Origin of the sequence: Cyanobium sp. BA5m-10, from assembly GCF_024346255.1 — a bacterium.
Taxonomy (GTDB): Bacteria; Cyanobacteriota; Cyanobacteriia; order PCC-6307; family Cyanobiaceae; genus Cyanobium_A; species Cyanobium_A usitatum.
The window spans coordinates 40,135-65,019 of the sequence record NZ_JAGQCP010000005.1 but is presented as its reverse complement, the minus strand read 5'-3'; the positions used below and the strand labels follow the sequence as shown (position 1 = coordinate 65,019).

The window sequence follows — 24,885 nt, the reverse complement described above, 5'->3', positions numbered from 1 at the left end:
TTTGAAACAGTTCACGAAATGTCTGGGGTGCAGAGACGTCGCCATCGAGTACCCAGAGCCAGATTGCGGCGAACTGTTTGAAGAGCGAGATGCAAAGGCTGAAGGGCCGTTGAAATGAGCAGCATTCCGTAGGCAAGCGGAGCGCGTTTTAGGAGCCTTGGTGCCTGCGCAAGTTGGATATTCCATGTCTGTAGCCAATGTCTCCAAACGTGCCTCGGAGGAAACACCGCATCCATACGATAAATCCACATTTCACGGCTGATCAGCTCAGGACGAAAACGGAAAAAGAAGAATGCATCCAAGGCGTCGATGCACTCCCTACTCATTTCAAGTTTCTTTAGCCTGTCAGCGTTGTGCCACAATCCCCCATGGTGGCGCCGATAGTATGACATTTCCAAGGGTATAAATCCGCAGGTTCCCCGCGCCATCAAAAAGCCAAGGAGCATTGATTCCCAGCAGACATTGTCGGGAAAACATGGATAGCAAGATAGATGCTCTGCCCTGATCAGGAGCGTGGAGGTGTGAACAGCGTAGCGACGCAATAAGTGATGGATTTGATAAAATGGTAGGTCGCGCAACCACTGCAGCCGATTTAATGTTTTGGCCGCAACAACCGCATACTCAGGGTGGGATCTAATTAAATCACATTGAACACGAAGTTTAATGGGGGCAGTCCAATAATCATCACCTTCCAGAAGTGCGATCAAAGGGGCTCTTGCACGAGTAACTAGGCGCAAGAAATTGGATCGAATACCTACATTTTCATCTGCGGTGATCACACGAATCATCTCCGGATGCTTTTCTTGCAACCGACGAGAAACGGCAAGAGTATTATCAGAAGAGAAATCTTCCCCTATCAAAACTTCAAAGGGCTCAGAGAAATCTTGGCCGAGAATACTTTCAACACATTGCTCAAGATAATGCTCGTGATTGCGGGTCATCACCAAGATGCTTACCTGGGGTGCACGATGGCAAATATTCGGATATTCAATGGCAGGTATCTCTGCCATCATAGAGGAGGTGATCCATCCTGCTTCAGGCCAACTCCAACCACTCTTCGTCATGATCTTCGCCACCAGAGCACGGAGAGACAATCGTATCGGCGGGCTCCTATTCTAGGCGATATTTTATCTCTTAAGGAACCAAATGGTCGTTTGGGTAAGAAAGACAAATCGTCTCCCTGTTCCAAACGGAACCGAGACCTCCATAGCTGTGAATATCTAAGTAGATGGTGGACCACACGAGTACGCGAGATAGAAATACAATGATCCCGAAGGTGGTTTAGCAAAAATATTTCAGGGTTAAGTGAATAGCCCTTACGGATATATTGCATTGCACCATGCAGCCGATCAGAGTAAATTTCCATGAGAGAGGGCGGTCCGAATGCGAATCTGTCATTGAAGCCTCGCCAGTTATCATGGGCTGGAATGTAAATACGATCCCTAGGCAACAAAGATATGTCTTCTAATGGCGAGACATACAGATTATCAAATCGTAGTCGGAAAACCCAGTCGAATACAAATCCATGCTCAGACTCATAATCTTTTCGAAGTGAATCTGCCATGGAAAGACTTCGAAGCTGGCGTAAATATGCAGTCAAAGGACTGCCTTTGTGCCAAGGCCTGCCAACCACATCATGATCATAGGGTAAAAACTCAGCAAAATCGGGCTCAGTCTCTTCTGCAATTACTTTGTGAAAGGGATGAGGATAGCTAAAATGTGAATTGCTGCCTGCGTAATGTGCGAAGGAATAAACGCTATGAGAATTTAGTGGACTCAGAACGTGGCGATGAAGCGACGGATATGTTTTATTGAAATCTCTGAGTTGACCGGAAAAACAAAGTGCAATTTTCACGCTTTACTCCCTTTACTAACTCGGCTAACGTTGGCAAGCATCAAATGATTGAGCAGACTGGATACGATTTGATTCAAGGAATACCTAAATGGATTATATATGAGGCTACTTCCAGATGAGGAAATCTTCGAAGGGATGAATACCTTGACAGCAGAGGCAATCTACCCATAGCAAGCTCTAGGCGGTACCTTATGAATTGTCGGTTTGATATGCCTGGACATGGTACAAGCTGAGTGAAATATCTGTGCTAGTTATATTATTCAGACGATTGATTGCGTTCATACAATTTAAAAAGCCAATATAGCTCCAATAAGACCAATATCAATGGCAAGCATCATGCAAAAGATGGTAGCAAAGGCTATGAATAAGGCGGCATAGTTAACAGCAAAGTGTGCATAGCAAGATAGGAGGAACAAAATCCCACAAAGACAGTCCAAAAGTAAGCTTATGGACTATTAAAAGAGTGATTAATAACAACTGATTTTCAAGACAATGAAAAAGTAAAACAACACGTGTATGGGGCTTTAGTTTGGAAGTAGTTGATACGCCTAGCCGCCTCAAGTGATCTCACATGTATTCTTTAGCAGACTCCAAAGCATCAAAATGTAAGATTATTTATACAAGAAGGGATGGGAAAAGGATCTGTAAGTAAAGAATCACTGCTGAAGATGCAGATCCATTCCGAGCAGGAATCGAATAACAAATAGAGGTCATGAGTTTTTCCAATGATGCTCATAAATTTCGATTCTATGCTTCCAGAGCTAGCAGGAAGATTAGCTGGTCTAATTCGGTAGGACAACAATTGTCATTGGCTTTTGAGCAAAGTAAAAATTTTGCTTTCCTGTTTACTTCAGAGATCTAAATTTTCTAAACAATTTAGAAACAGGGCTATAGCTTAATCTAAAAGGCGTTTCCTCAGGTGGACTTGCCTTAATAACTAGATCGAGAGTGCGCTTGAGGAAACCTTTAAAGCAAGCAAAATTAGAATTAACTGCGATATTAAAATTGATTTCAGCATACGATTCTAGTTCGTGATATAAATCCAAGGATAAATTGCTAAGTATTATTTGGAGTTCATTCAAATCTGAGAAATGCAAGATACCACGCGAGTCGAAAATCTTACTTATGGAAGGGCAGCCATAGTATAAGGGGATAGTTTTGGTCAGAAAGCAATCAATAATTTTTTCGGTAAAATAAAAATCTTCCTTAGAATTTTCCATGGCAATACTAAAGTAGTAAGGCGCAAGGCCATCCAGCTTAAGATCTATAGGATTAAACGAACTGCCGTAAATATCAATGAACTCTTTTTGCTTGGCAACATTATAAGCAACATTTCTAAATGAGTATCCAGTCTTTGACAAGTCATGATCTAGATTGACAATCATTGAGCAAAGTTTTCGCTTTTGATGGGAAGCAATTAAGAATGAATGGAAGTTACTTGCATTAGCGCCTAGGAAGTTTGAGGAAAAAGGGACAAGCTTATAATTCTCATGCAGGGTGGGTAGGTATTTAAGATTAGTAACTGCAAAAAGAAAGTTTCTCGAGATAAACTGATGATTTAAAGGAAGGATATAAAGTGGTGTCTCTTTAAGGAGAGCTAGCCTTCTTTTTCGTGGCAAGAAAAATGGAAACCCAGTATCACAAAGTTCATCTGCTATAAAGAAGTAATGATATGAATTCTCCAGACTTTCAAATGGTGGGATAATATCAATTTCTATTTGATACTCGGGGTTTGATGAGGTGAAATTATAATGACTATAACCGTAAATATCGTCTTCTGCTGGCTTGCCGCCGACTCTTGCACGCTGATCAATAATTACACATCGAATCGTCTTCATATGCTTTGTAATTCGTTTTTTAGTCTATTCAAGATAGGTTTAAGTTGATCTGCTCTCAGCGGATGAGCTCACTCCGCCCCAGCGTCTTTCGCGCTTTTGCGGAGATAATCGAGTATGGGTTGTCAAAAAAAGATGGACAGCTCAAAATGAATAGTACCAATAAATTAAGTATTTTCCCAAAGGCAATCTTATAAACATCTAATGTATTGCAGGGTTCGGTCTTTGCGGAGAGAAATCATTTAGACAGAGGGTTTTCATTTTAATACTTTTACCGATACTGTAGGCTACTTTTGAGCGAAATGTGAGATAGCATAAAGCACGCCGCTTTAGGAATGGTTGATTATCTTTAGTATTAAACGAGTCTATAATAAGCGGGAGTTTAACCTCTCCTACTCGTACGCCTCTTGCAACAATAGCCTTGAGTCTATCTGCTATTTCAGCTTCAAAAGCCCATCCCTGGATATCATCGACAAAAAGATAAGCATCCTCAAAATGCTCAAGCCAAGCTGAGCGTGTACATGCGAATAGGGCAGTCGAGACTATCGGTATATGAAAATTGTAAAACTTAAGATCTTGGCAAATGAACTGATAGCCTAAATTTGACAATACAGATGAAGCTAAAGGGCGTGATAGCCGAAAGAAGTTTTTTACTTGATATCTTCCGGTAATTTTGATAAATGCATTTGAATCAGAAAGAAGCCTGGAATGGCGAACACACTTGGAAATCAGCCACCCTTCGCCATATCCTTTACCTTTTACTGTGGCTTCATCTGCAATTGGATAATGAAGAGTTTCCGTGTGAAAGTGTGGGCTAGCGAGAGAATGGAGATATTTAAAAAGTTCAGATGTTAACTTGGAGCTACTATTCTCAGCCAGAATTAATTTGTCTGTTGCCCTTGTGTCTGAAATCCATTTAATTGAGTGTTGATAACTTATAAAGCGATCCTCTTCTGTCTGGTTGATTGCGTAAATGCCGGTTGTTCGATGTGGGCGAATAGTGGCGGTTAGTACTATGGGAAGGCGTTTGTGCATATTACCATGATTCAAGGGAGACACTTGTATAAAAACTTTTCACGGAATTAAGGCATTGATTTTGCAATAATTTGTTGACGCAAAAAAATATTGGCCTTGACAAAAAGTGTGGGCATCGACTTTGCTAGCATGTATAATAAGCGGCAAATGAGCAATAAAGACTGCTGGAAATTGCGAATACATAGTTTGATCTCCTACGGTTTGCTTGGCAGGCTAGGTAGCTGCCAGCAAAGATGATTCTTCTGCTGTCACTCAGGCGGGCATCAGCAGCGTAGCTTAGGGGCATCATTCGAATCAGCGCCTGAACTTTGCGCTGATCGTCCGGTGCTTGAGTGGCAAGATTGAGCGGAGAGCGTCTAAACTAAATGTCCCTCCAATAAGGGGGCTTTAGTAGGCGCAGACGGCTAGCCTGAAGCAAATTTCCGTTTGCAGGACCTGAGGCTGCAAAAATCACATCATGATGAATGCACAGCTCAGGGGTCGCGGGTCAACAACAGGCAACCCTGGCTTCAATTATAACTAATTTTGACGCCAATGGCTGAAATAAGATTACCGAAGCTAAATTATTTATGTGATACCTTCCCCAAGAGAATGATAATGCTAGCATCTTTTTGATTGGGATCAAGTTGGTGCAACGGGATCCGCATTTGTTGAATGTTTTAGATTTACATAGCATTTCAACGTGCCAAAGTGCAGCATTCAAGTGCTACTCGATGCTGAAGCAACAGACTCTCTATTCTATCAAGGTAGGCAGCTGGTGAAAGTCTAAGCAGTAGAGCTTTACCGCGAACTACAAGCTCATCTCGAAGATCATGATCTGTCATTATCGCCTGAATATTAATTGCAAGATCCTCAGGTTTGCAAGGGTCGAAGTAAAGAACAGAGTTGCCATACTGCTCATAAGAACCAGGAACTTTTGCCACAATTGCCGGGACTCCATAACTCATCGCTTCCAGTGGCGGAATGTTGTCAGGGCCAAAGAAACTTGGAAAGATAAGCGCGAGACAGTTGCGATAAAGTGCGACTAGTTCTTCTCTTGGTAAGAAACCAGGTGCAATGACAAATTCGCTGATTCCCAGGCGACAAGCCATAGAATGAATAGATTGCAGGGTCCCTTTATCAGATCCCGGCAGTACTAGTTTCAAATCGGATCCACTGCTGATTAGAATTTTGAGCGCATAGAGAGCATTGACGTGATTCTTGTGGCTCCAGAATTGAGCGGGATACAGCAAAAACTTTTGGCTGGCAACATTGAATCTGCTTAAGATTGAATGATCTTCAAACCCTTCGACAATCAGCGGCTCTGGACAAGGAAATGGGTTAACGATTATTCGGCTGGGATCGACACCAAAGAACTGCGTCAGTTCGCTGCTGCCGCGCTTGGTGCCTACCACGCAGCAGAAAGCTTTAGTTGCTACATTCATGTAGTGCTCTTGCCTACCAATCCATGACCATTCTCCAAGTTCTGAAACTTCTGGAAAAAATGGTTGAAGACGGTGCTGTAAATCCCAAATTGTTATTATAAATGGAATTTGGGTAGTGAGTATATTTGGATTGGAGGACCACAGAATATCGATATTCGACCTCAATATGTCGATATAGTTAGCTCCGTCTGAAAGTTGCTTGCCAACTGGTTGGCCAAAGAAGTGGCCCGCAAGCTTGGAAACCTTCTGCTCAATGCGACTTAGCAAAAAATTTTCATTCTTGATTAATTTGGGATTAAGAATTAGACATCGCGTTGGATCTATGTTCCAAACTTTTATATCTGCTGCATCGTAAGCTATGGGAATTAGCTTGATAGACTGGCTTCGTCTATGATAGTAACGCTTTAGTGCTTCAGCAAATACGGTATGCTCAAACTCGTATGCGCCTCCATAGGTTGGCAGGGATGAAGGGATTAAAATTCCAACCTTCAATGGACAGTGTAACGGCTCGTCAGGCGAGTGCATGCATTTGCTCTATCACATGTTTCTGCTGCTGCATAGAAAGCGCTAGGCCCGAAGGAAGGTAAAATCCATTGCGCCCTAGCATTTCAGCTACAGGAGCTTCAAAATCTTTAAAAAGTCCCATATTTTGAAATATTGGCTGGAGGTGCATTGGCCAGAAAAATGGTCTTGTTCCAATACCTGCTTTTGCTAATTCTCTAGCCAAGCTATCTTTATTCCGGTGACTATTATCAACCACGCCAAAAACCCAATATAAATTTTTGGCATATTGTGTATTGTCTTGCGGAAGTGCCGCAAAGGGGAGGCTTGCAAGTGCTTGCTGGTATTCAAGGCCTATCTCGCGTTTCCTTTTTAGTGCCTCATCTAATCTTTCGAGCTGCCCCAACCCAAGCGCCGCCTGCAAATTCGTCATCCGGTAGTTCCACCCCAGCTCCTCATGCACAAAGCGCTGCTTGGCCTGAAAGCAAAGATTGCGCAAAGAGCGACATCGCTCAGCCAGTGCAGGGTCGTCAGTCACAACCATCCCACCCTCTCCGGTGGTGATGTGTTTATTGGGGTAGAAGCTGAAGGTACTGATATGGCCAAACGAGCCACACGGTTTACCCTTGTAAGTGCCGCCTATCAATTCGGCTGCATCTTCAATCACGGCTAAGCCGTGGCGGTTGGCCAGCTCGAGAATCGGGTCCATATCCACGGGAAGGCCGTAGATGTGCACCACCATGATTGCGGCGGTGCGGGGGGTGATTGCAGCAGCCACCTGTTCGGGCACCATGTTCCAGGTGTCGGGGTCGGCATCGACCACAACAGGGGTGGCGCCGGCGCGCACGATGGCGGCGGCGCAGGAGATGATTGTGAAGGTGGGGAGGATCACCTCATCGCCGGGGCCCAATTTGAGGGCGGCCACGGCGATGTCGAGGGCAGCGCTGCCGTTGGCGCAGGCGATGCCGTGTTGACGGCCCACCCGGCGGCTGAAGGCCTCCTCAAACTGGCTTACGAACGGCCCTTCCGACGAGATCCAGCCGGTGTTGAGGCACTCCATCACCAGCTCTTTTTCCCGCTCGCCGATTACGGGTTCGTTGACGGGGATGAAGTCGCTCATGACTTTCGCAACACAAGGCACACGCCCCAGGTGGCTGCCGAGGGCGGTGCGCCGGTGAGCCATTCCTCGGCGGTGAGGCGCTCGAAGCCGGCGGCTTCGGCCAGTAGGTCGAGCTCGGGGAGGGAGAAGTGGCGCATTGGGTGGGTTTCCTCGAAGGAGTGGAAGGCGCCAGTGGTGAGGTCTTGGGCCATCACGGTGTAGTGCACATCCACGCGGTTGGCGTTGGGGTGGAGTGTGGGCTCGGCGATGCGGGTGATGGCGAGATCGGCAGTGTGGAGGCGCTTGACGCGCAGCTCTGGCCGCTGGGCAGCCACGGCGGGGGAGTACCACACGTCGAACAAGAACAGGCCGCCGGGATCGAGGTGGTGGGCGGCGTTGGCGAACACGGCCTGCACGGCTGGGTTGGTGGTTTGGTAGCTAACCACATGGAAGAGGGAGAGCACGGCGTTGAAGCGACGCGGCAGCTGGGTGGTGGTGATGTCGCCCTGCTGGCAGCTGAAGCCTTCGGCCTGCTGGGCGGCGGCCACCATGGCGGCGCTGCGCTCAAGGCCATGGACGCTGTAGCCGCGGGAGGCGAGCAGGCAGCCGTGGCGGCCGGTGCCGGAGCCGAAATCGAGCAGCTCGCGGCCGGCAATGCTGTGGCGCTGGAGCAGCTGATCCACATAGGCGGCTTCAGCTCTGGAGTCTTTCTCCTGGTAGAGGAGGTCGTAGTAGCGGCTGCTGAGTTCGAAGGGTTGGCTCATGGCTTGATCACGGCATGATCGGCGCTGATGCCCTCGAAGCGGGTCTTGTCCTGGTCGCCGGCGTAGGGGCCTTGCTTCACCTCGATCATCTCGGTGGGTTCGAGCATCTCGAAACCATGGCCGCCGTAGGCCAGCAGGATCACGTCGCCGGTTTCGAGGACGCGGCTTTCGAGGTAGGTCTGGTCGTCGTCGTAAAAGTCGACCCGCACACGGCCGGATTTTATGAACAGCACTTCCTTGGTGTATTGAACCTCTCGGGGTACAGGATTGTGGACGTGGGGAGGAATTACGTAGCCCTCGGGACGATTCATGTAGCCGAGCTGCTGAGAAAAGTCATCAGGAGAAAAGAACTGAATACCATTTTTTTTGTAAGAAGTGCGCAGAATGAGAGCAATTACACTTCCGCTATTAATGATTTCGTCAAGCATTTTCAAGCAACTCCAGGATTTGGACAGCCTCAATCGATAACGCTTCAATACTATTATTTTCGGTGACCAGCTTAAAGCAATTATCAGACAAAAATTTGGCAAAAACTTGATCATCTAGAATTCGCCTTATTGCGGAGGCAAATTCATCTGCAGTATCAGCAATCAGTAAATGCTCCCCATCAATTACTGGAATCCCTTCGGCACCAAGAGTCGTCGAAACAATAGGAACATTACAAGCCGCAGCTTCGAGAATCTTAAACCGCGTCCCCGACTCAAATTTTAGCGGAACTAAAGCCACATTTGAATGGCAAAGGAATGGCAACACTGAATCAAGCGTCCCAGTAACAGTTATACCAGGGCCCGCCCTATCCCCAAATTGACTATCTGAGTTTCGACCAACAATATAAAAGTGTATATTAGAATATGATTCATAAAGTATGGGCAAAACCTCATCTAAGACCCACTTTGCAGCCATATTCATGGCTGAATTTGGCCCATATGAGCCAGCCAAAAATATACATGGGTTCACAAAACCCTCAGGACGCGCAGGCACAATCTTATAGCTAGTGACATCAATTACATTTGAAAATAAATATATTCGTTCTGGATGAGAAGCAATCGAGCGATAATAAGCAGCATCAACCTCGGAAACGGCTGTAGTTACTTCACATAGTTCAACCCATTCTTCCTCTTCATTCTGCTTTTTCTTTCCATCAATCTGAATCTGCTGCCTTCGCGGGCCTTCCGCATATGGCAGCTCGCGTAATATAAAACGAGACCAAACACTGTCAGTATCACATACGACTTTGATATTTGGCAACCTTTTCTTAAGAGTCATGATCAATGGAAACGAGATATTTCCGTAACCAAACCAAACAACATCAATGTCATTTACCATTATGTAGCGAACTAACTCTCTAAGATACTTGGGATTTTGTTGATGCAACAGGCGCCCGAAGATGCGTTTGAATAATCGGGCTATCCGATTATGTTGAGGAGATTGGTCAAAATACGTTATATAGTTGCGAGCAAACTTAGAAAAATAAGCATCTGTGTTTGCAACTTGGTTTGAAGGCGCGTAAGCTCTATGGCAAATATCTAGCTCGCATACATTTGAAAGGGCCTTAATCGAGTTCTCGATTCTTAACTGAGGGCCCCCTGCTGCAGGGTGCTCTAATATTGGAGTTGTGAAGAGAACTTTCATTTAGAATTACCGGTTAGATCTAAGTCAGCCAAGACCATTTCTTCGATAATCCGATCTAGGCTTTTAGTTGGCTTCCAGTTTAGAAACTCGCGCGCTTTCGCCGAGTTGCCGCACAGAGGAATAGTTTCACTTGGGCGAAAATGAGCGTCGCTGATATTAAGGTATTTATTATAGTCAAGGCCTACGACCTGAAAAGCAAGTTCTAAGAAGTGACGAACATCATGCAACTGGCCTGTGGAAATCACAAAATCTTGTGGCTCATCTAACTGAAGCATTGCATGCATTGCTGATACATAATCAGGTGCGTAGCCCCAATCTCGAAGCGCATTGACGTTCCCTAGCTCAATTCGATCAGTCAGTCCATGATAAATCTTGGCCACAGTCGAGGTTATTTTTCGTGTCACAAATTGAAAGCCCCGTCGGGAAGACTCATGATTGTATAAAATGCCTCCGGCGATAAAGAGATTATGATTAGTACGATAGTTGCTTGCCAAATGAAATGCAGCCAACTTGGAAATACCGTATACAGATCGTGGATTAAAAGGTGTTAGCTCGCTTTGCGGCGAGCTGGGTGCATTGCCAAACATTTCGCTAGATCCTGCAAAATAAACCCGGCACTCAGGCACTAGTTCTCTAAGGCTTGCCAACAGAGAGTGCGTGGCAGTAAAGTTATTCGTCAACAATGAGGCTTCGTCATCAAAGCTGTAGCTAACAAAGCTCGAGGATGCAAGGTGGTAGCATTCATCCGGTTTTATCTGTGAGATAATCTTGTAGATGCTTAGATGATTTTCGATAAACCCTACATGTAGATGAATACTAGACTCGAAACCTACAAGGTTCACTCTCCTCCGTGAATCTTCGAGACTTTCTCGCCGCACAATCCCGTGGACTTCATACCCCTTTGATAGGAGTAGCTCTGCTAAATATGAACCATCTTGTCCAGTTATTCCAGTTATCAGTGCTTTTTTCATTTGGTGAGTCTGTCACAAATTAACAGCTTCCGAGTGTCTGGATATGAAGGTGCTACTTTTACTTCAAAGCCACGGCTATTGATAAGGCTTATAAGAGCCTGAATGTCATAACCGTTGATGATGTTAGAGTTATTGAAGTACGCAGGGAAGAAACTGGGCTCATTGCAGATCATCGCATCATCTGCATTTATGAACTCTAAGATTAATCGTTCTTTGAAAAGAGGCTGTAGTGAATTGAGGACCTCTTCAAGGCTCATTCCCAATCCCAATACTAAGTGATGGATGATGCCTAACGCAAGCACCGCATCAGAACGAAGGCGGTCTCCTGCGTTTATCAGAACTAGGCTGTCATCATAAATTGAGCACTTGTCCTGGGTCAGATCAGTAAAGCTCAACACCAGGGGCAGTATGTTGAGGCAATCTCTGTTGACATGCTGATACAAGATATCGATGCACCCCTCATCAATGTCAAATGCCACTACCTTTTTACCTAGCCTTTCAGCCATCAAGGCATACCAGCCTGTATTGCAGGCCACGTCTAGTACAGAATCTATACTCGGAATATTTAAAGCATCATGCACACCCTTCTGCTTTTCGTTCCATTGTCTGCAGTAATTCCAATCATGATTCTCGCCTTTCTCTTTATAGTAAGAGGCATAGGCTGTGGCGCTAGCCGCAACAGACAAACATTGCACATGGTGGCGCATATCAGTGTAAAATGCTATCAGGCTAAACCTATTCTTGAGTCTAGAATAAGCAACTTTCTCTCTGTAAATGGTCGCGAGAAAACTTAAGTACTTTCTTAGTGAGCGTAGGCTCTTGTTCTTTAAAGTAAAACATTCACTAAGGGCAATAGTCTCAGACGAGGCGTTCAGAGTTGTATTCTCAATTCGCGGCCTTACTCGGTCCCTTTCTCCGTAAGCATACATCAAGAGAGGATTTAGGAAGTAGGGCTGGAACATCCGAGCGAAAATCTCTCGCACAAGCTGAGCTGCACGAATGGTGTTATGAGAGTTTCTGAATTTACGATTGGCCTCTAGATAGTTTTCATTAAACAGGCCCTTCTCAGTCACTATAGATGTAAAATCGACAAATACAGGACGACCACGGTCAAAGAGAATATTCCAAGGATGTGCATCTTTGAGAGTTAATCTTTTGGATAGCAACTTTTCCAAGAGTTCTAAATGAAAAATTGCGGCATCCTTTAGCATGCTGGCGCACCACTCATGTGGATAGGACACATACGCAACCTTCCGATGCTGCAGAGTTAGTTCACTTATCCCCCTGAGCCCAACTGGCAGATCTTCATCCCTGCATACTGTGGTCTCAATGATGCCACTAATGCCTTCCCCGACGATGTTTAATACATCCGTAATATTCTTGATATGTTCGGTGTGAATAGGGCGATATACAGCAGAGTCGCCAATATACACGCTTCCTTGGCTGTCGCAACTTGAAATTTTAATGATCATGGATTTTACTTGCTTGCCAGTCTCGAGTAGATTTGTAAAAGCAAAATAACTGCAGCTAGATTTTCATGCTTATCTATAAAATGCTCCATTCAGCATCGGACAAAACTGGGCCTTGATGGCTCGGGTCGGGCATCTTGCCTGTGCCATAATAATTGATACTTGCTATGTTGAATCTTCCTGCTTCTTGCCAGGACTCTAATAGTTGATTTTGTTCGTACAACGCAAGTTCTATAATATAGCTGCCCGCATTAAGAATAGGGCTTTTGAGGATGGCCGTGGCGCATGCCGTGAAGGAGATGTCAAATTCAGGCTGGAATTGAAAATATGTGTGGAGTGTAGTGAGTCTAAAGCCATGAATAGTGTTTATTCCGATGCCTATGCGAGCCTTATTAATTTTCGTTGGAGAAATTACGTGTATTTCGAATTTTATTGGCTCGCCAGTGGTGAACTCGTCTTTCTCTTTATCGTCTATAGATCTAATTGAAAATTCAACATTGGCATACTTCCCGGCCAAGGGCTCGGATTTCGATGCACTTGAAAGGCTCATCATGGCATATTGATTTACTGCCTCAGTGGCTTGGCCTGCAAAATAGTTTTCGCCCTGAGAAAGAAGCAGGCCCTTGTTGCATAGGCTTAGTATGGCAGGCATATTATGGCTGACAAATAGGACTGTTCGCCCCTCTCGATCCGCCACATCCTCCATCTTCCCCAAGCACTTCTTTTGAAAACTGGCATCCCCCACCGCCAGCACCTCATCCACCACCAGGATCTCCGGCTCCAGGTGTGCTGCCACCGCAAACGCCAGCCGCACATACATGCCGCTGGAGTAGCGCTTCACCGGCGTGTCGAGAAACTTCTCCACTTCGGCGAAGTCCACGATCTCATCAAACTTGGATCGAATCTCCCGCCGCATCATCCCGAGGATAGCGCCATTGAGATAGATGTTCTCCCGACCCGTGAGCTCCGGGTGAAAGCCCGTGCCCACCTCCAGCAGGCTCGCCACCCGCCCACGGATCTCCACCCGGCCCGTGGTGGGTTCGGTGATGCGGCTGAGGATCTTCAGCAACGTGCTCTTGCCTGCCCCATTTCGGCCGATGATCCCCACCCGCTCACCCCGGCGGATCTCGAAGCTCACATCCTTCAGGGCCCAGAAGTCTTCCTCACCGTTTGATGGGGCATGGCGGCGGGCACGACTCAGCTGGCCGGCCAGGGTGAACGGGTTGGCCCAGCGGCCCAGGGCTGCAGCCTGATGGGCCACCGCATCGCGCAGGGTGTTGTGCCGCAGCTGCTGCTCATGCTTGATCGTGTATTTCTTGCCCAGGCCTTCCACCCGGATCACCACATCGGAATCGTCCATCTCAGATCACATCCACCAGGGTTTTCTCCGTAGCCCGGAAGCGCAGCACACCCACCACGCTCAGCACCGCCACCAACAGCAGAGACAGGCCGATGCTCAATGGCTGCACCACCGCGCTTTTGCCCAGCACCGCCCAGCGGAAGCCTTCAATCACGCCCACCATCGGATTGAGCCCATAGAGAAACTGCCATTGCTCCGGCACGATCGTGGTGGAGTAGGCCACCGGGCTCACGTATTGCCCCATCTGCACCACAAACGGCACCAGGAAGCCCAGGTCGCGGTAGTGCACCGTCCAGGTGGCGATCAGCAGCCCCAGCCCCATCGAGAAGGCAAACACAACCAGCAGCCAGAAGGGCAGGGTGAGCAGCCGCCAGGTGGGCCAGTAGCGATACCAAGCCATCAACCCCGCCAGGATCACAAACGACAGCGCGAAATCCACCAGACAGGTGATCACCGATGCCGCCGGTGCAATCAGCCGCGGGAAATACACCTTGCTAAACAGCCCCGCTCCGCTCTGCAAGCTGCCAGCCACGCTGCCCAGCGCACTGGCGAAGAACTGCCAGGGCAGCATTGCCGCAAACACCATGATCGCGTAGGGCGCATCGCCCTCAGTGGGCAAATTCGCCAGCTTGCCGAAGATCACGGTGAACACCACCATCGAAAGAAACGGCCGGATCAGCGCCCAACCCACCCCGAAGGCCGTTTGCTTGTAGCGCACGGTCACATCCCTCCAGGCCAGGATCGCGAATAGCTCCCGGTAGCGCCACAGGTCTTTCCAATACTGCTTCTCGATCCGGTTGGGCTCGAGCACCAGCACCTGCTGGCTGGGGTCTGGGGCTTGGCGCCGTTTAGGAATAGGGATGGGAGGTTTTTTCACAAGGTGTTCAGGTTTCAAGCGGCCAGAACGGCCCGGATGGTGTTGCAGATGTGGTGCACCTGATCGCCGCTGAGATCGGGATAGATGGGAAGGCAGAGCACCTCCTGTGAAGCCCGGGTAGCCACTGGATAGCGCGCCGGATCGGCGCTGGCATTGCTGCGGTAATACTGAAACTCCGGGATCAACGGGTGGAAATAGCGCCGCGGCACCACGCCGGCGCTGCGCAGCTGCTCCACCAGGGCTTCGCGATCCACTGCCGCCTCCGGCGTCACGCGCACGGGCATGTAGGCGTAGTTCGGCCTCAGGGCGTTGCTGTAGGTGGGCAGGATCAGCCCTGGCACCCCCGCCAGTTGCTTGAGGTAGAGCTCAGCCACCCGCTGCCGCTCGGCCACGGTCTGCTCCATGCCCGGCAGCTGGGCCAACCCCACCGCTGCATGCAGCTCGCTCATCTTGGCGTTGATGCCGTTGGCCGCCACCGTGACCTCATCCACGAAGCCGAAGTTCTTGAGCCGGTCGATCCGCTTTTTAGTTTTCGCATCCGGGCAGATGATCGCGCCACCCTCGAAGGTGTTGAACACCTTGGTGGCATGGAAGCTCAGCACGCTCAAGTCGCCGTGCTGCAGCAGCGAGCCGCAGTGGCAGTCCACCCCGAAGGCATGGGCGGCGTCGTAGATCACCTTGAGGTTGTAGTCGTCGGCGATGCGCTGGATCGCCTCCACATCACAGGGGAAGCCGTAGCAGTGCACCGGCAGGATCGCCGTGGTGCGCGGCGTGATGCTGGCTTCGATGCTGGCCGGATCCAGGCAGAACGTATGCGGGTCGATGTCGGCAAACACCGGCTCCAAGCCGTTCCAGCTCAGCGCCTCGCTGGTGGCCACAAACGAAAACGGCGTGGTGATCACCTCCCCCTGCAGCCGCAGCGCCTTGAGCGCAATCAGCAGCGCCAGCGTGCCATTGGCAAACAAGGAGATGTGCTCCACCCCTAAGTGAGCCGCCAACTCCTGCTCTAACTGCTCATGCAGCGGCCCGCCATTGGTGAGGATGCGCCGCTCCCACACCCCCTCCAGCAGCTTGGTCACGTCCGCCAGCGGCGGCAGGTGCGGGCGGGTGACGTAGATCGGGTCTGGGGGGCTGGGGGCTGGGGGCATGGGTGGGAGCGGGGGTTGGTTTGGACTCGGGGCGCGACAGGTGGGGTTGGCGGCCAGCCAGGCGGCCAGGTCGGCCGGGCCCTGGAAGTCGAGCAGGGCGTGGTTTGTCTGCTGTGATTAAAAGTGCGTCATGTTTGAGCGCCAGAGCCTGCTCATCGGCACGGGGAAATGGCGCCCAGCCGCTCGATCAGCCCTCGCCCACGGTCCACACCTGCAGCCCCGCCGCTCGCGCCGCGCTGGCATCGGCCTTGGCGCGAGCATCAAACAACCAGGCCGGCCGCCGCATCAGCTCCCCCACCGCCGCCCAGTCGATCTGGGCAAACTCCTGCCATTCGGTGAGCAGCAGCAGGGCATCGGCGCCGCAGGCCGCCTGCTGCACGTCGGGCACCTGGTGCCAGCAGCCCGCGCCATTGCCATCTCCCGCAGGCTGACCCAGATCCTGCTCCAGCTGGCGCTCGCTCACTTTGGGATCCACGATCTGCAGCACCGCCCCCTCCTCGAGCAGATCCCGGCAGATGCGGATCGCCGGTGATTCGCGCGTGTCGTTGGTGTCGGCTTTAAAGGCAAAGCCCAGCACCCCAATGCGCTTGCCGCTCACGGTGCCAAACAACCTGTTCACCACCAAGCGGGCGATGCGCTGCTGCTGCCAGGTGTTGAGTGTCACCACCTGCTGCCAGTAGGCCGCCACCTCGTGCAGGCCGTAGTGGCCGCAGAGATACACCAGGTTGAGGATGTCCTTCTGGAAGCAGCTGCCGCCAAAACCAGGGCCAGCCTGCAGAAATTTCGCCCCAATGCGGCTGTCGGCCCCGATCGCCTTGGCCACCTCGCCCACGTCGGCGCCGGTGGCCTCGCACAAGGCCGCGATGGCATTGATCGAGCTGATCCGCTGGGCCAAAAAGGCGTTGGCGGTGAGCTTGGAGAGCTCTGAGCTCCAGAGATTGGTGCGCAGGATGCGTTCTGCCGGCACCCACTGGCCGTAGATCGCCGCCAGCGCATCGATCGCGGCGGGATCCTCACCGCCGATCAGCACCCGATCCGGCGCCTGCAGATCGGCTATGGCCGTGCCCTCCGCCAGAAACTCCGGATTGGAGAGCACTGAAAACGTTTTGCCCTCGGCCCCTGGCACGGCATTAAGGATCGTTTGCACCGTTTCAGCGGTGCGCACCGGCAGGGTGCTCTTTTCCACCACGATCGTGTGGCCCTGGGCGCAAGCGGCCACCTGGCGGGCGGAAGCCTCGATCCAGCGCAGGTCGCTGGCCTGGCCCGCACCCACACCCTTGGTTTTGGTGGGCGTGTTCACTGAGAGGAACACCATGTCGGCCCCGGCGATCGCCGCCTCCACCGCGGTGCTGAAGTGCAGATTGCGGCCCCGCGCCCGGCCCACCAACTCATCTAGCCCCGGCTCATAGACGGGCAACTGGCTGAGGTCGGGATCGTTCCAGGCGGCGATGCGCTCGGCGTTGAGGTCTACCACCGTCACCTGAATGCCGGGGCAGCGATCGGCGATCACCGCCATCGTGGGCCCGCCCACATAGCCAGCGCCGATGCAGCAGATGGAGCGGATCATGCGCCGAGCGCCTCCCGGAAATAAGCGATCGTGGGCTCCAGCCCCTGCTCCAGCGCCACCGTCGGCTGCCAGCCCAGCTCCTGTTGCGCCAGCTCGATCACCGGTTGCCGTTGCAGCGGATCATCCGCCGGCAGCGGTTCACAGGTCAGCTGTAGGTCGGGGTTGATGCGCGCGCGCACCAGCTCGGCCAGCTGGCGGATCGTGAATTCACCGGGGTTGCCGATATTGATCGGGCCGGTGTGGCTGCCGTTCATCAGCCGGATCAGGCCCTCCACCAGATCATCCACATAACAAAAGCTGCGGGTCTGGCTGCCATCGCCATAAAGGGTGAGCGGTTCACCGCGCAGGGCCTGCACGATGAAGTTGCTCACCACCCTGCCGTCATCGGGCAGCATCCTTGGACCGTAGGTATTGAAGATCCGCGCCACGCGAATCTCGGTGCCATGCATGCGCCGGTAGTCAAAGCACAGCGTTTCGGCGATGCGCTTGCCCTCGTCGTAGCAGCTGCGGATGCCAATCGTGTTCACGCAGCCCCGGTAGCTCTCGGGCTGGGGGTGCACCTCCGGATCGCCGTACACCTCACTAGTGCTGGCCAGCAGCAGCCGCGCCCCCACCCGCCTTGCCAGGCCCAGCATGTTGTAGGTGCCCAGGAAGCTGGTTTTGGCAGTCTTGATCGGGTTGTGCTGGTAGTGCACCGGCGAAGCCGGGCAGGCCAGGTGCCAGATCCGGTCCACCTCGAGCTTGATCGGTTCGGTGACGTCGTGGCGGATCAGCTCAAAGCGCGGATGGCCGATCCATTGGGCGATGTTGGCTTTGCGGCCAGTGAAGTAGTTGTCGAGGCAGATCACCTCCTCGCCGGCCGCCATCAGCCGGTCCACCAGGTGCGAGCCAACAAAACCGGCACCGCCGGTGATCAGGTTGCGGGGGAGGGAGGCGGGCATGGGGGGTGGCGGTGTTGAAAATGAGTTGCCGCTTAATTAGGTAGAGGCCTTACAGAATCGGTGGGCGCGATCCATGGGTCCAAATCTCAATCAGACGACCAAATATTGACATCGCAAAACACAATAAATCAAGGCACTACATTCCTCAAAAATTAGACCCGAACGCGAGCGTTGCTCAGCAGTCTCAGGTCATACAAAAAAAATATATTCAAATTTACCATGAACAGCCAGGTCGAGTCAAGCTTTTATTCGTTTAAAAAAAACGGGGGGGGGTAGTAGTAATTCAACTGGCGACCAATAGCACCGATCACGCCAGTTTACGCAGCAGAGCAAGCTGACCTGGCAAAGGATTAGTGCCTGGATGTACCTGCATTAAATAATCCAGGGCACGCTGGGGAGTGAGCCGATGCTGCTGGATCAACCAGCCCAGGCACAGAAGCGGCGAACGTTCCATCCCAGCCACGCAGTGCACATAGACAGGGCCTTGGCAGCGCAGCTCAGCCAAGGCGGTCAGGGCCTCTTCCAGCTCGCTGAGCTCAGGTAGCCGCTCGCAGCGGTGATCCGGCAGCACCAACCGCTTGGTCAAAAACCGGGTTGAGAGGCCCGCCGGTGGTGGCGCTTCCTGCTCGCTGCACAGGCTGAGAATCGCCGCGATCCCCTCGCCGCTGAGTCGATCCAGATGGCGAACCGCCCTGGGAGCCGACCCCACAGCCAACTCCTGCACCAGCACCCAATCGAGCCGAAAGCTGCTCTGGCCCAGATCTGGCATCAATGGATCTGGCATCAATCCTTGTTGATCAGATCCACCAACGCCAGAATATTCACAAGTCCGGTGAGCGGCGTGCCCACCGCTCCGATGGCATCGCTGGCCACGGCCATGCCGCTGCGGTTCACCACCACCGTATCGCCATCACGCAGCGGCGGATTTTTGGTGTTGGAGGCCCCCTGGCTCAAGTTGAGCTGAAAACGCTGGCGAGTGGCCGTGCCGTTGCGGTTGATCCGCACCAGCTCCACATTGCCCTTACTGGCGCGCCAGGTCTGGGGGCCGCCGGCCGCCAGCACAGCCTGCACCAGAGGCGTATTCGCCGGCAGCGGCAGCGTGCCTGCGCGCAGCACCTCTCCGATCACATTCACGCTGATCGTGTCGGGCGACAGGGTGGTGGAGGCCAGCTCGATCACCTCCGCCACTGGCTCGCTGGCCTGATCGATGCGGATCGTGTCGCCGTCAAACAAAATTGGGTTCTGCTGCTGGTCGCCCTGCTGCACCAGCGCCAGCAGATCCACGCTGGTGCGTTTGTAGCGCAGCGGCTCTCCAGGCAGGCGTCGCTGCAAGGTGACCTGCCTCAGGTTGGCCATTGGGGTGATCCCACCGGCCTTCTGGATCGCATCAACCAACGTGGGCAAGCCGCTGATGCTCACCTTGGCTTCAGTTTGGGATTGCTCGGCGGAGGTGAGCGTGTAGAGCCCAGGGCGCTCCACCTCCCCCACCAGGGCCACCCGCAGGGGCCGGGGCCGCACCAAGCTGAGCTGCAACTCCGGGCGCAGCAGCTGTTTCTTGTAGATCAACTCCAGCCACTGGTTTGCCTGGGGCAGGGTGAGGCCCGTGAGCCGCACTGGACCCAGCAGCGGCAAGCTCACATTGCCATCACTGAGGACCTCCACCGGCCCGCTCAGCTCGGTGGCACCAAAAAAGCGCAGCTGCAAGCTATCGCCAGGGCCCAGTACATAGGCATCTTCCTGGCTGACGGGCACCGACTGGGCAACAGGCTTCGTCAGGCCTACTGCAGCGCCGGCCTCAACTGCCTTCGCCGCACTGGGCAACACAACCACGCTGCTCGCCGTAAGACCAGTGGCCAGCAGGGAGCAGGCCAGCAGGCTTGCAGAAGAACCCAACACCGCCACCCAAAGATTGATTTGCTATTGGCATCGAACCACACGCATAGCGGTTCTGCCAGGGCTTGCAAGTGGGGCAGCTTTTGATAACTTGCCAGTACAGAGTCATAGGGGGTTTGATTTGCAAGAGCTGTCTCCAGCTCTACCAAACCCCACCACGGGTGCGGTGGTCTACGCAAACCCCACAGCAGAGCAAGATGGCGGCGGCGTCCAGCTCATCGAAATCTGGCGTGCCATCCGCCGCCGCCAGCGCCTGATATTGGTGGTGGGTAGCTCTGTGTTTGTTGCTCTAGCGGCCAACACCCTGTATAAGCGCATCACGGCGCCCATCTACTCAGGCAACTTTCAACTGCTGATCTCCGATCCGATCAGTTCCAGTGGAGGAGCTGGGGGCGGCATGGAAGGCGGCGGCGGCGTGGTGGAGAGCCTGGCCCGCAACCGCACCAGTGTCGACATTCCCACCCTGGTGCAAACGCTCTCCAGCCCCCTGGTGCTTGATCCGCTGCGCCGCCAATTGGGCGCCGCTGCCGCCCCCCTCAGCAGCCTGGCGGTGAGCCAAGCCGGCAGCCAAGGAGGTTTGGTGCCGGGGGTGCTTGAGGTCAAGCTGCTGGGGCGCCAACCGGCCGAAGTGCAGCGCAGCCTCGACGTGCTCAGCCAGGCCTATTTGCAGTTTGCCCTCAGCCAGCGGCGCGAACGGCTCAGCCAAGGCCTGGTGTTTCTCGACCAGCAAGAACCGGTGCTGGTGGCCAAGGTGAATGCCCTGCAGGTGAAACTCGCCAATTTTCGCCGCCAGCACAACCTGCTCTCTCCAGAAACGGAAGCCGGCGCTCTCAAAGGGGAATCGATGGCCATGGCCACCCAGCTGCGCCAGGTGGAGGCCGAACGCATTCGTCTGCTCAAGCTGCGCCAGGACATCGTCGCGGGCCGCCTCACCGCCGCCAACTTCAGCACAGGAGCCTCGGGCCAGGGCGATGGGGTGAGCGTGACCCAGGCCCGCAGCGACCTGCTCGACCAGCTGCAAAGCGTGGAACAGCAGCTCGCCGAGGCCCGCAGCGTGTTCCGCAGCGATTCGCCGCGGGTACAAAACCTCGTCGCCCTGCGCAACCGCCTGGCTGGCCAACGCCGCAGCCAGCAGCTCGAAGCGGTGGGCACCGCCCTCGCCCTCAATGGCACCCGCTCCGGCACCCTCAACGCCCAGATCCAGCAGATCGATCGTCGCTTTCTCAAGCAGCCCAATCTCATCAAAGACTACGAAGAGTGCCAGCAGCAGCTGAAGGTGGCTCAAGACAACCTCGCTAGCTTCCTAAGCACCCGGGCCACCTTCCAGCTGGAACAAGCTCAGAACACCCTGCCCTGGAAGCTGATCGCCCCGCCCCAGGTGAATGGCTATCCCGAGGAGCCAAGCCTGAGGAAGGGTCTGCTCAATGGCCTGATGCTGGGCGTTGTGGCTGGGGTGGGTGCTGGGCTTCTGCGCGACAGGCTCGACCACGGCTTCCGCAATCCCCGCGAAGTGAAGGAAGAGCTGGGCGAGGCCCTGCTGGGCCACATTCCCCACGTGGCCTTCTTCCAAGGGGTGCGGGAAGACAAGCGCTTCCTGCTGCAGGAGCTCGATCGCAGCAGCTCCAAGCAGCCTTCTGCCGAGAGCTCCTCCGAGAGTTCCGCAGAAAGCCCTGCCAGCGGTGCCATTGGCGGCAGCCCCGAGAAGCCCGCCCTATCGGGCTACCAGCGTTTCTTCTACCAAGAAGCCTTCCGCAACCTCTTCACCAGCATCCGCTTCCTCAGCAGCGACAAGCCCCTGCGCTCCCTGGCCCTCACCAGCACCCTGCCGGCAGAAGGCAAAACCCTGGTGAATGCCCTGCTGGCCAAAACCCTCTCGGAAATGGGTCAGCGGGTGCTGCTGGTGGATGCCGACATGCGCAAACCACAGCTGCACCACCGCCTCGGCCTCAACAACCTCACCGGCCTCAGCAACCTGCTCACCGAAGCCAATCTGCATTGGCGTGATGTGCTGCAGCCTGTGCAGGGCTACGACAACTGGAGCGTGATCACGGCCGGTACCCGCCCACCCGACACCACCCGCCTGCTCAGCTCCAAGCGCATGCACCAGCTGGTGACCGAGTTGGCCGAATCCAACCAATTCGACATCGTGCTCTACGACACGCCACCCGTGCTCGGCCTCGCCGACGCGCCCCTGGTGGCCCAGCATGTGGATGGTTTGATCCTCCTGGTGAGCCTCGATCGGGTCGACCGCAATCTGCCCAAAGAAGCGATCAGCCGCGTGCGCAGCTCCGGCGCCCAACTGCTGGGGGTGGTCACCAATGCCCTCACGGAAGAGAGCGAACACTTCGCCTCCTACGGCTACGGCAATCGCTACAAATACGGTTACGGCTCCAAAAAAGGCTATGGCTATGGCTATGGCGTCTATGACCAGCGCAGCTCCTATTCGTATTACGCCGGTGGCGATGCTGACAGCGATGCTGAATCCACCGCCGAAACAAGCCCGGCAAGCTTCCTCGGTGCCTGCCGGGTGAAAGCCAGCAAGCTGCGGCGCCGCTGGCTCAACTGGATTGACAGATGACCCCCAGGGTGGGTCTCTACCGCAGCTGCCTTACGGCCCTTGTGGCCTGCCAGGCACCGGCTGCCCTGGCCCTGCAATGGGGCCCGGTCGAGCCCCCGCCCGAGCCCCCTGCTCTGCCGCCGCAGTGGCGCGATAGCCCCACCGCCCCCGCAGCCAGCCCCGGCTGGAATCTGCTCAACCCCGCCGATCCCCAATCCCCCGGCCTGCGGCCCTGGCAGCTGGTGCCCGCCAGCGAGGTAATCGCGCCTCCCACCTCTAAAGAAGCCGCCCCGCCCCTGCTCAGCCTGGCCCAGGTGCAGGATCTACTCGCCACCCAGCTGCCCAGCCGCGTCGACTACCTGCCCCTGCTGCGCCTCGGCCAGCTGCCCACCGCCAGCCTGATTCCCGAAGCCTTTGGCCAACTCAGCTTCCAGCAGGTGAGCCCGGGCGATGGCGGCGCCGCCAACGGCACCGGCAACCAAAACTACGGCGCACGCTTCGATTACGGGCTCACCCCGGCGCTGATGGCCTCGGCCTACTACACCTACGCCGATGACCCCCTCTACGCGTCCATCCCCAGCCGGCCCGCCCAGCCCGCCAACCTCTGGACGGTGTACGGAGGCAGCCTGCGCGCCCGCCTAGCCGGCCAAGGCGAGGGCGCCGGCAGCTGGCAGCTCGCCGCCGAAGGCGCCCTGGAGCTGTTCAGCGTGGGCAGTGGCTGCGGCGGCACGGTGAGCTGCGATGACGCCGGCACACCCAACATCTTCAACGCCTCCGGCCAGGACGTGTTCACCCGCAACTGGGTGGGGGCCCTCTCCCTGCCCCTGGCCTGGCAAGCCAACCGCAACCTGCAGCTCTCGCTTGTGCCGGCGGTGAGCTTCTTACCCGGCAGCCAGGGGGAAGACCAGGGCGGCGCCGGTGACTTTTACGGCACCAACATCAGCCTGGGCTTCGGTGCCAACTACCGGCTCGGCAACCAGGTGGAGCTGTTTGGCTCGGCCATGCTGCCCCTAGGCCCCGGCAACAACGGCTTCGATGCCGATCTGGTGTATTCGCGGGTGCCGATCCTCTCGGCCGGCGTCTCGATCGCCATCAATCCCCGCATCGGCCTGGAGGGAAGCATCACCAACGGCTTTGGCCTCAGCCCTGCCACCGCCATCCTCGCCCTGCCGAGCGCTCCCAATAGGCCGATGCTCAGCGCCCGCTTCACCTACAACCCCGGCGCGGCCGATTCCCCCAGCCCCCGCTACACCGCCCGCCAGGCTTCCCTCGCCCTAGGTGGCCTCAGCGTCAACACCGCCCTCACCCCCGCCAGCGGCACCAGCCAGCTCTGGCTCAATGGCGACAGCCTGGGCAACCTCTTCGCCGGCAGTGGTTATTCGGTATCTAACGACTTCCAATTTCAGCTGGCGGCCGGGGTGTTCAACGGCATCGAACCGCGCAACAGCTACGTGAACACCTACGCCGGCAATGGCGACCTCAACCTGCGCTTCGGCGGCAAGGCGATGGTGTATCGCCCCAGCAAGGAGCTGCCGATCTGGGCCGCGGGCCGCATCTCCCTGGGCCGCAACGAAGACGAGAGCAGCAAGCAGGGCTACCTCTTCTTTGAAAGCATGAACACCTGGGAGGCCAGCCCCAAACTGGCCTTCCACCTCAACCCCAAGGTGGCCTGGAGCGGTGGCGGCACCAGCTGGGGGGTGGGCCTAGCCGCCAACCTGCAGCTGGGGGAGCGCTTCCAGTTGATCCCTGAGCTGAATGTGATCGCAACAGACCTCGGTGGCGACAACGGCAGCAACGGCAGCCTGGCCCTGCGCTGGCTGGCCTCACCCTCCACAATCCTTGATCTCTACGTGTCGAACGCAGCTGGCTTGGTGGATCTGGGCCAGCTACTCGGCAACGACCAGGTGCGAGTGGGCGCCCGGCTCGGCTTCAGCTTCTAGCTATAAAGCACACCCGG

General features: G+C 54.1%; 19 protein-coding genes. 2 read left to right on the top strand and 17 right to left on the bottom strand.

Annotation, left to right across the window (positions count from 1 at the left end; all coding sequences use genetic code 11):
• Window positions 1-11: 11 nt before the first annotated feature.
• The 17 genes from KBY85_RS03695 to KBY85_RS03615 form a co-directional block, all read right to left on the bottom strand.
• On the bottom strand, window positions 12-1,076 hold the full coding sequence (locus KBY85_RS03695) for a glycosyltransferase (protein WP_254960207.1): 1,065 nt from the start codon (window positions 1,074-1,076) through the stop codon (window positions 12-14).
• 1,624 nt (window positions 1,077-2,700) lie between these two features.
• Entirely contained in the window at window positions 2,701-3,693 is a 993-nt protein-coding gene (locus KBY85_RS03690) for a glycosyltransferase family 10 domain-containing protein (RefSeq protein ID WP_254960205.1), read from the bottom strand.
• 198 nt (window positions 3,694-3,891) lie between these two features.
• Window positions 3,892-4,740, bottom strand: a complete 849-nt coding sequence (locus KBY85_RS03685; RefSeq protein WP_254960204.1) for a hypothetical protein — start codon at window positions 4,738-4,740, stop codon at window positions 3,892-3,894.
• Window positions 4,741-5,402: 662 nt separating this feature from the next.
• Window positions 5,403-6,674, bottom strand: a complete 1,272-nt coding sequence (locus tag KBY85_RS03680) for a glycosyltransferase family 1 protein (RefSeq protein ID WP_254960203.1) — start codon at window positions 6,672-6,674, stop codon at window positions 5,403-5,405.
• Window positions 6,661-7,770 (bottom strand): DegT/DnrJ/EryC1/StrS aminotransferase family protein, encoded by a 1,110-nt coding sequence (locus KBY85_RS03675; protein WP_254960200.1) that lies wholly within the window; start codon window positions 7,768-7,770, stop codon window positions 6,661-6,663. The genes KBY85_RS03680 and KBY85_RS03675 overlap by 14 nt, the downstream gene beginning before the upstream one ends.
• On the bottom strand, window positions 7,767-8,513 hold the full coding sequence (locus KBY85_RS03670; protein ID WP_254960199.1) for a class I SAM-dependent methyltransferase: 747 nt from the start codon (window positions 8,511-8,513) through the stop codon (window positions 7,767-7,769). The genes KBY85_RS03675 and KBY85_RS03670 overlap by 4 nt, the downstream gene beginning before the upstream one ends.
• The gene (locus KBY85_RS03665) at window positions 8,510-8,824 is read right to left on the bottom strand and encodes a hypothetical protein (protein ID WP_254960198.1); all 315 of its coding nucleotides are present in this window, start codon (window positions 8,822-8,824) and stop codon (window positions 8,510-8,512) included. Before KBY85_RS03665 ends, KBY85_RS03670 begins: the two co-directional genes overlap by 4 nt.
• Before the next feature lie 109 nt (window positions 8,825-8,933).
• Window positions 8,934-10,145, bottom strand: coding sequence for a glycosyltransferase (locus KBY85_RS03660; RefSeq protein ID WP_254960197.1), 1,212 nt, complete (start codon window positions 10,143-10,145; stop codon window positions 8,934-8,936).
• Window positions 10,142-11,116, bottom strand: coding sequence for a GDP-mannose 4,6-dehydratase (locus KBY85_RS03655; RefSeq protein WP_254960195.1), 975 nt, complete (start codon window positions 11,114-11,116; stop codon window positions 10,142-10,144). Before KBY85_RS03655 ends, KBY85_RS03660 begins: the two co-directional genes overlap by 4 nt.
• On the bottom strand, window positions 11,113-12,588 hold the full coding sequence (locus tag KBY85_RS03650) for a class I SAM-dependent methyltransferase (RefSeq protein ID WP_254960194.1): 1,476 nt from the start codon (window positions 12,586-12,588) through the stop codon (window positions 11,113-11,115). The genes KBY85_RS03655 and KBY85_RS03650 overlap by 4 nt, the downstream gene beginning before the upstream one ends.
• Before the next feature lie 73 nt (window positions 12,589-12,661).
• Window positions 12,662-13,945, bottom strand: coding sequence for an ABC transporter ATP-binding protein (locus tag KBY85_RS03645; protein ID WP_254960193.1), 1,284 nt, complete (start codon window positions 13,943-13,945; stop codon window positions 12,662-12,664).
• A 1-nt stretch (window position 13,946) separates the two neighbouring features.
• Window positions 13,947-14,822 carry an ABC transporter permease gene (locus KBY85_RS03640; RefSeq protein ID WP_315859557.1) on the bottom strand — a complete coding sequence of 292 codons (876 nt, stop codon included), beginning with the start codon at window positions 14,820-14,822 and terminating at the stop codon, window positions 13,947-13,949.
• Between the two features lie 14 nt (window positions 14,823-14,836).
• Window positions 14,837-15,970, bottom strand: a complete 1,134-nt coding sequence (locus KBY85_RS03635; protein WP_254960192.1) for a DegT/DnrJ/EryC1/StrS aminotransferase family protein — start codon at window positions 15,968-15,970, stop codon at window positions 14,837-14,839.
• A gap of 187 nt (window positions 15,971-16,157) precedes the next feature.
• On the bottom strand, window positions 16,158-17,537 hold the full coding sequence (locus tag KBY85_RS03630) for a nucleotide sugar dehydrogenase (protein WP_254960191.1): 1,380 nt from the start codon (window positions 17,535-17,537) through the stop codon (window positions 16,158-16,160).
• Window positions 17,534-18,478 (bottom strand): UDP-glucuronic acid decarboxylase family protein, encoded by a 945-nt coding sequence (locus KBY85_RS03625; protein WP_254960190.1) that lies wholly within the window; start codon window positions 18,476-18,478, stop codon window positions 17,534-17,536. Before KBY85_RS03625 ends, KBY85_RS03630 begins: the two co-directional genes overlap by 4 nt.
• A gap of 307 nt (window positions 18,479-18,785) precedes the next feature.
• Complete coding sequence (locus tag KBY85_RS03620) at window positions 18,786-19,247, bottom strand: dual specificity protein phosphatase (protein WP_254960187.1); 462 nt, start codon at window positions 19,245-19,247, stop codon at window positions 18,786-18,788.
• A gap of 14 nt (window positions 19,248-19,261) precedes the next feature.
• The gene (locus KBY85_RS03615) at window positions 19,262-20,374 is read right to left on the bottom strand and encodes a polysaccharide biosynthesis/export family protein (RefSeq protein WP_396121811.1); all 1,113 of its coding nucleotides are present in this window, start codon (window positions 20,372-20,374) and stop codon (window positions 19,262-19,264) included.
• A gap of 118 nt (window positions 20,375-20,492) precedes the next feature.
• On the opposite strand from KBY85_RS03615, the gene KBY85_RS03610 reads away from it, so the two are divergent.
• Window positions 20,493-22,949: a polysaccharide biosynthesis tyrosine autokinase gene (locus KBY85_RS03610; protein WP_254960185.1), complete on the top strand. Its 2,457-nt coding sequence runs from the start codon at window positions 20,493-20,495 to the stop codon at window positions 22,947-22,949.
• Window positions 22,946-24,868 carry a hypothetical protein gene (locus KBY85_RS03605; protein WP_254960184.1) on the top strand — a complete coding sequence of 641 codons (1,923 nt, stop codon included), beginning with the start codon at window positions 22,946-22,948 and terminating at the stop codon, window positions 24,866-24,868. The genes KBY85_RS03610 and KBY85_RS03605 overlap by 4 nt, the downstream gene beginning before the upstream one ends.
• Window positions 24,869-24,885 lie beyond the last annotated feature (17 nt).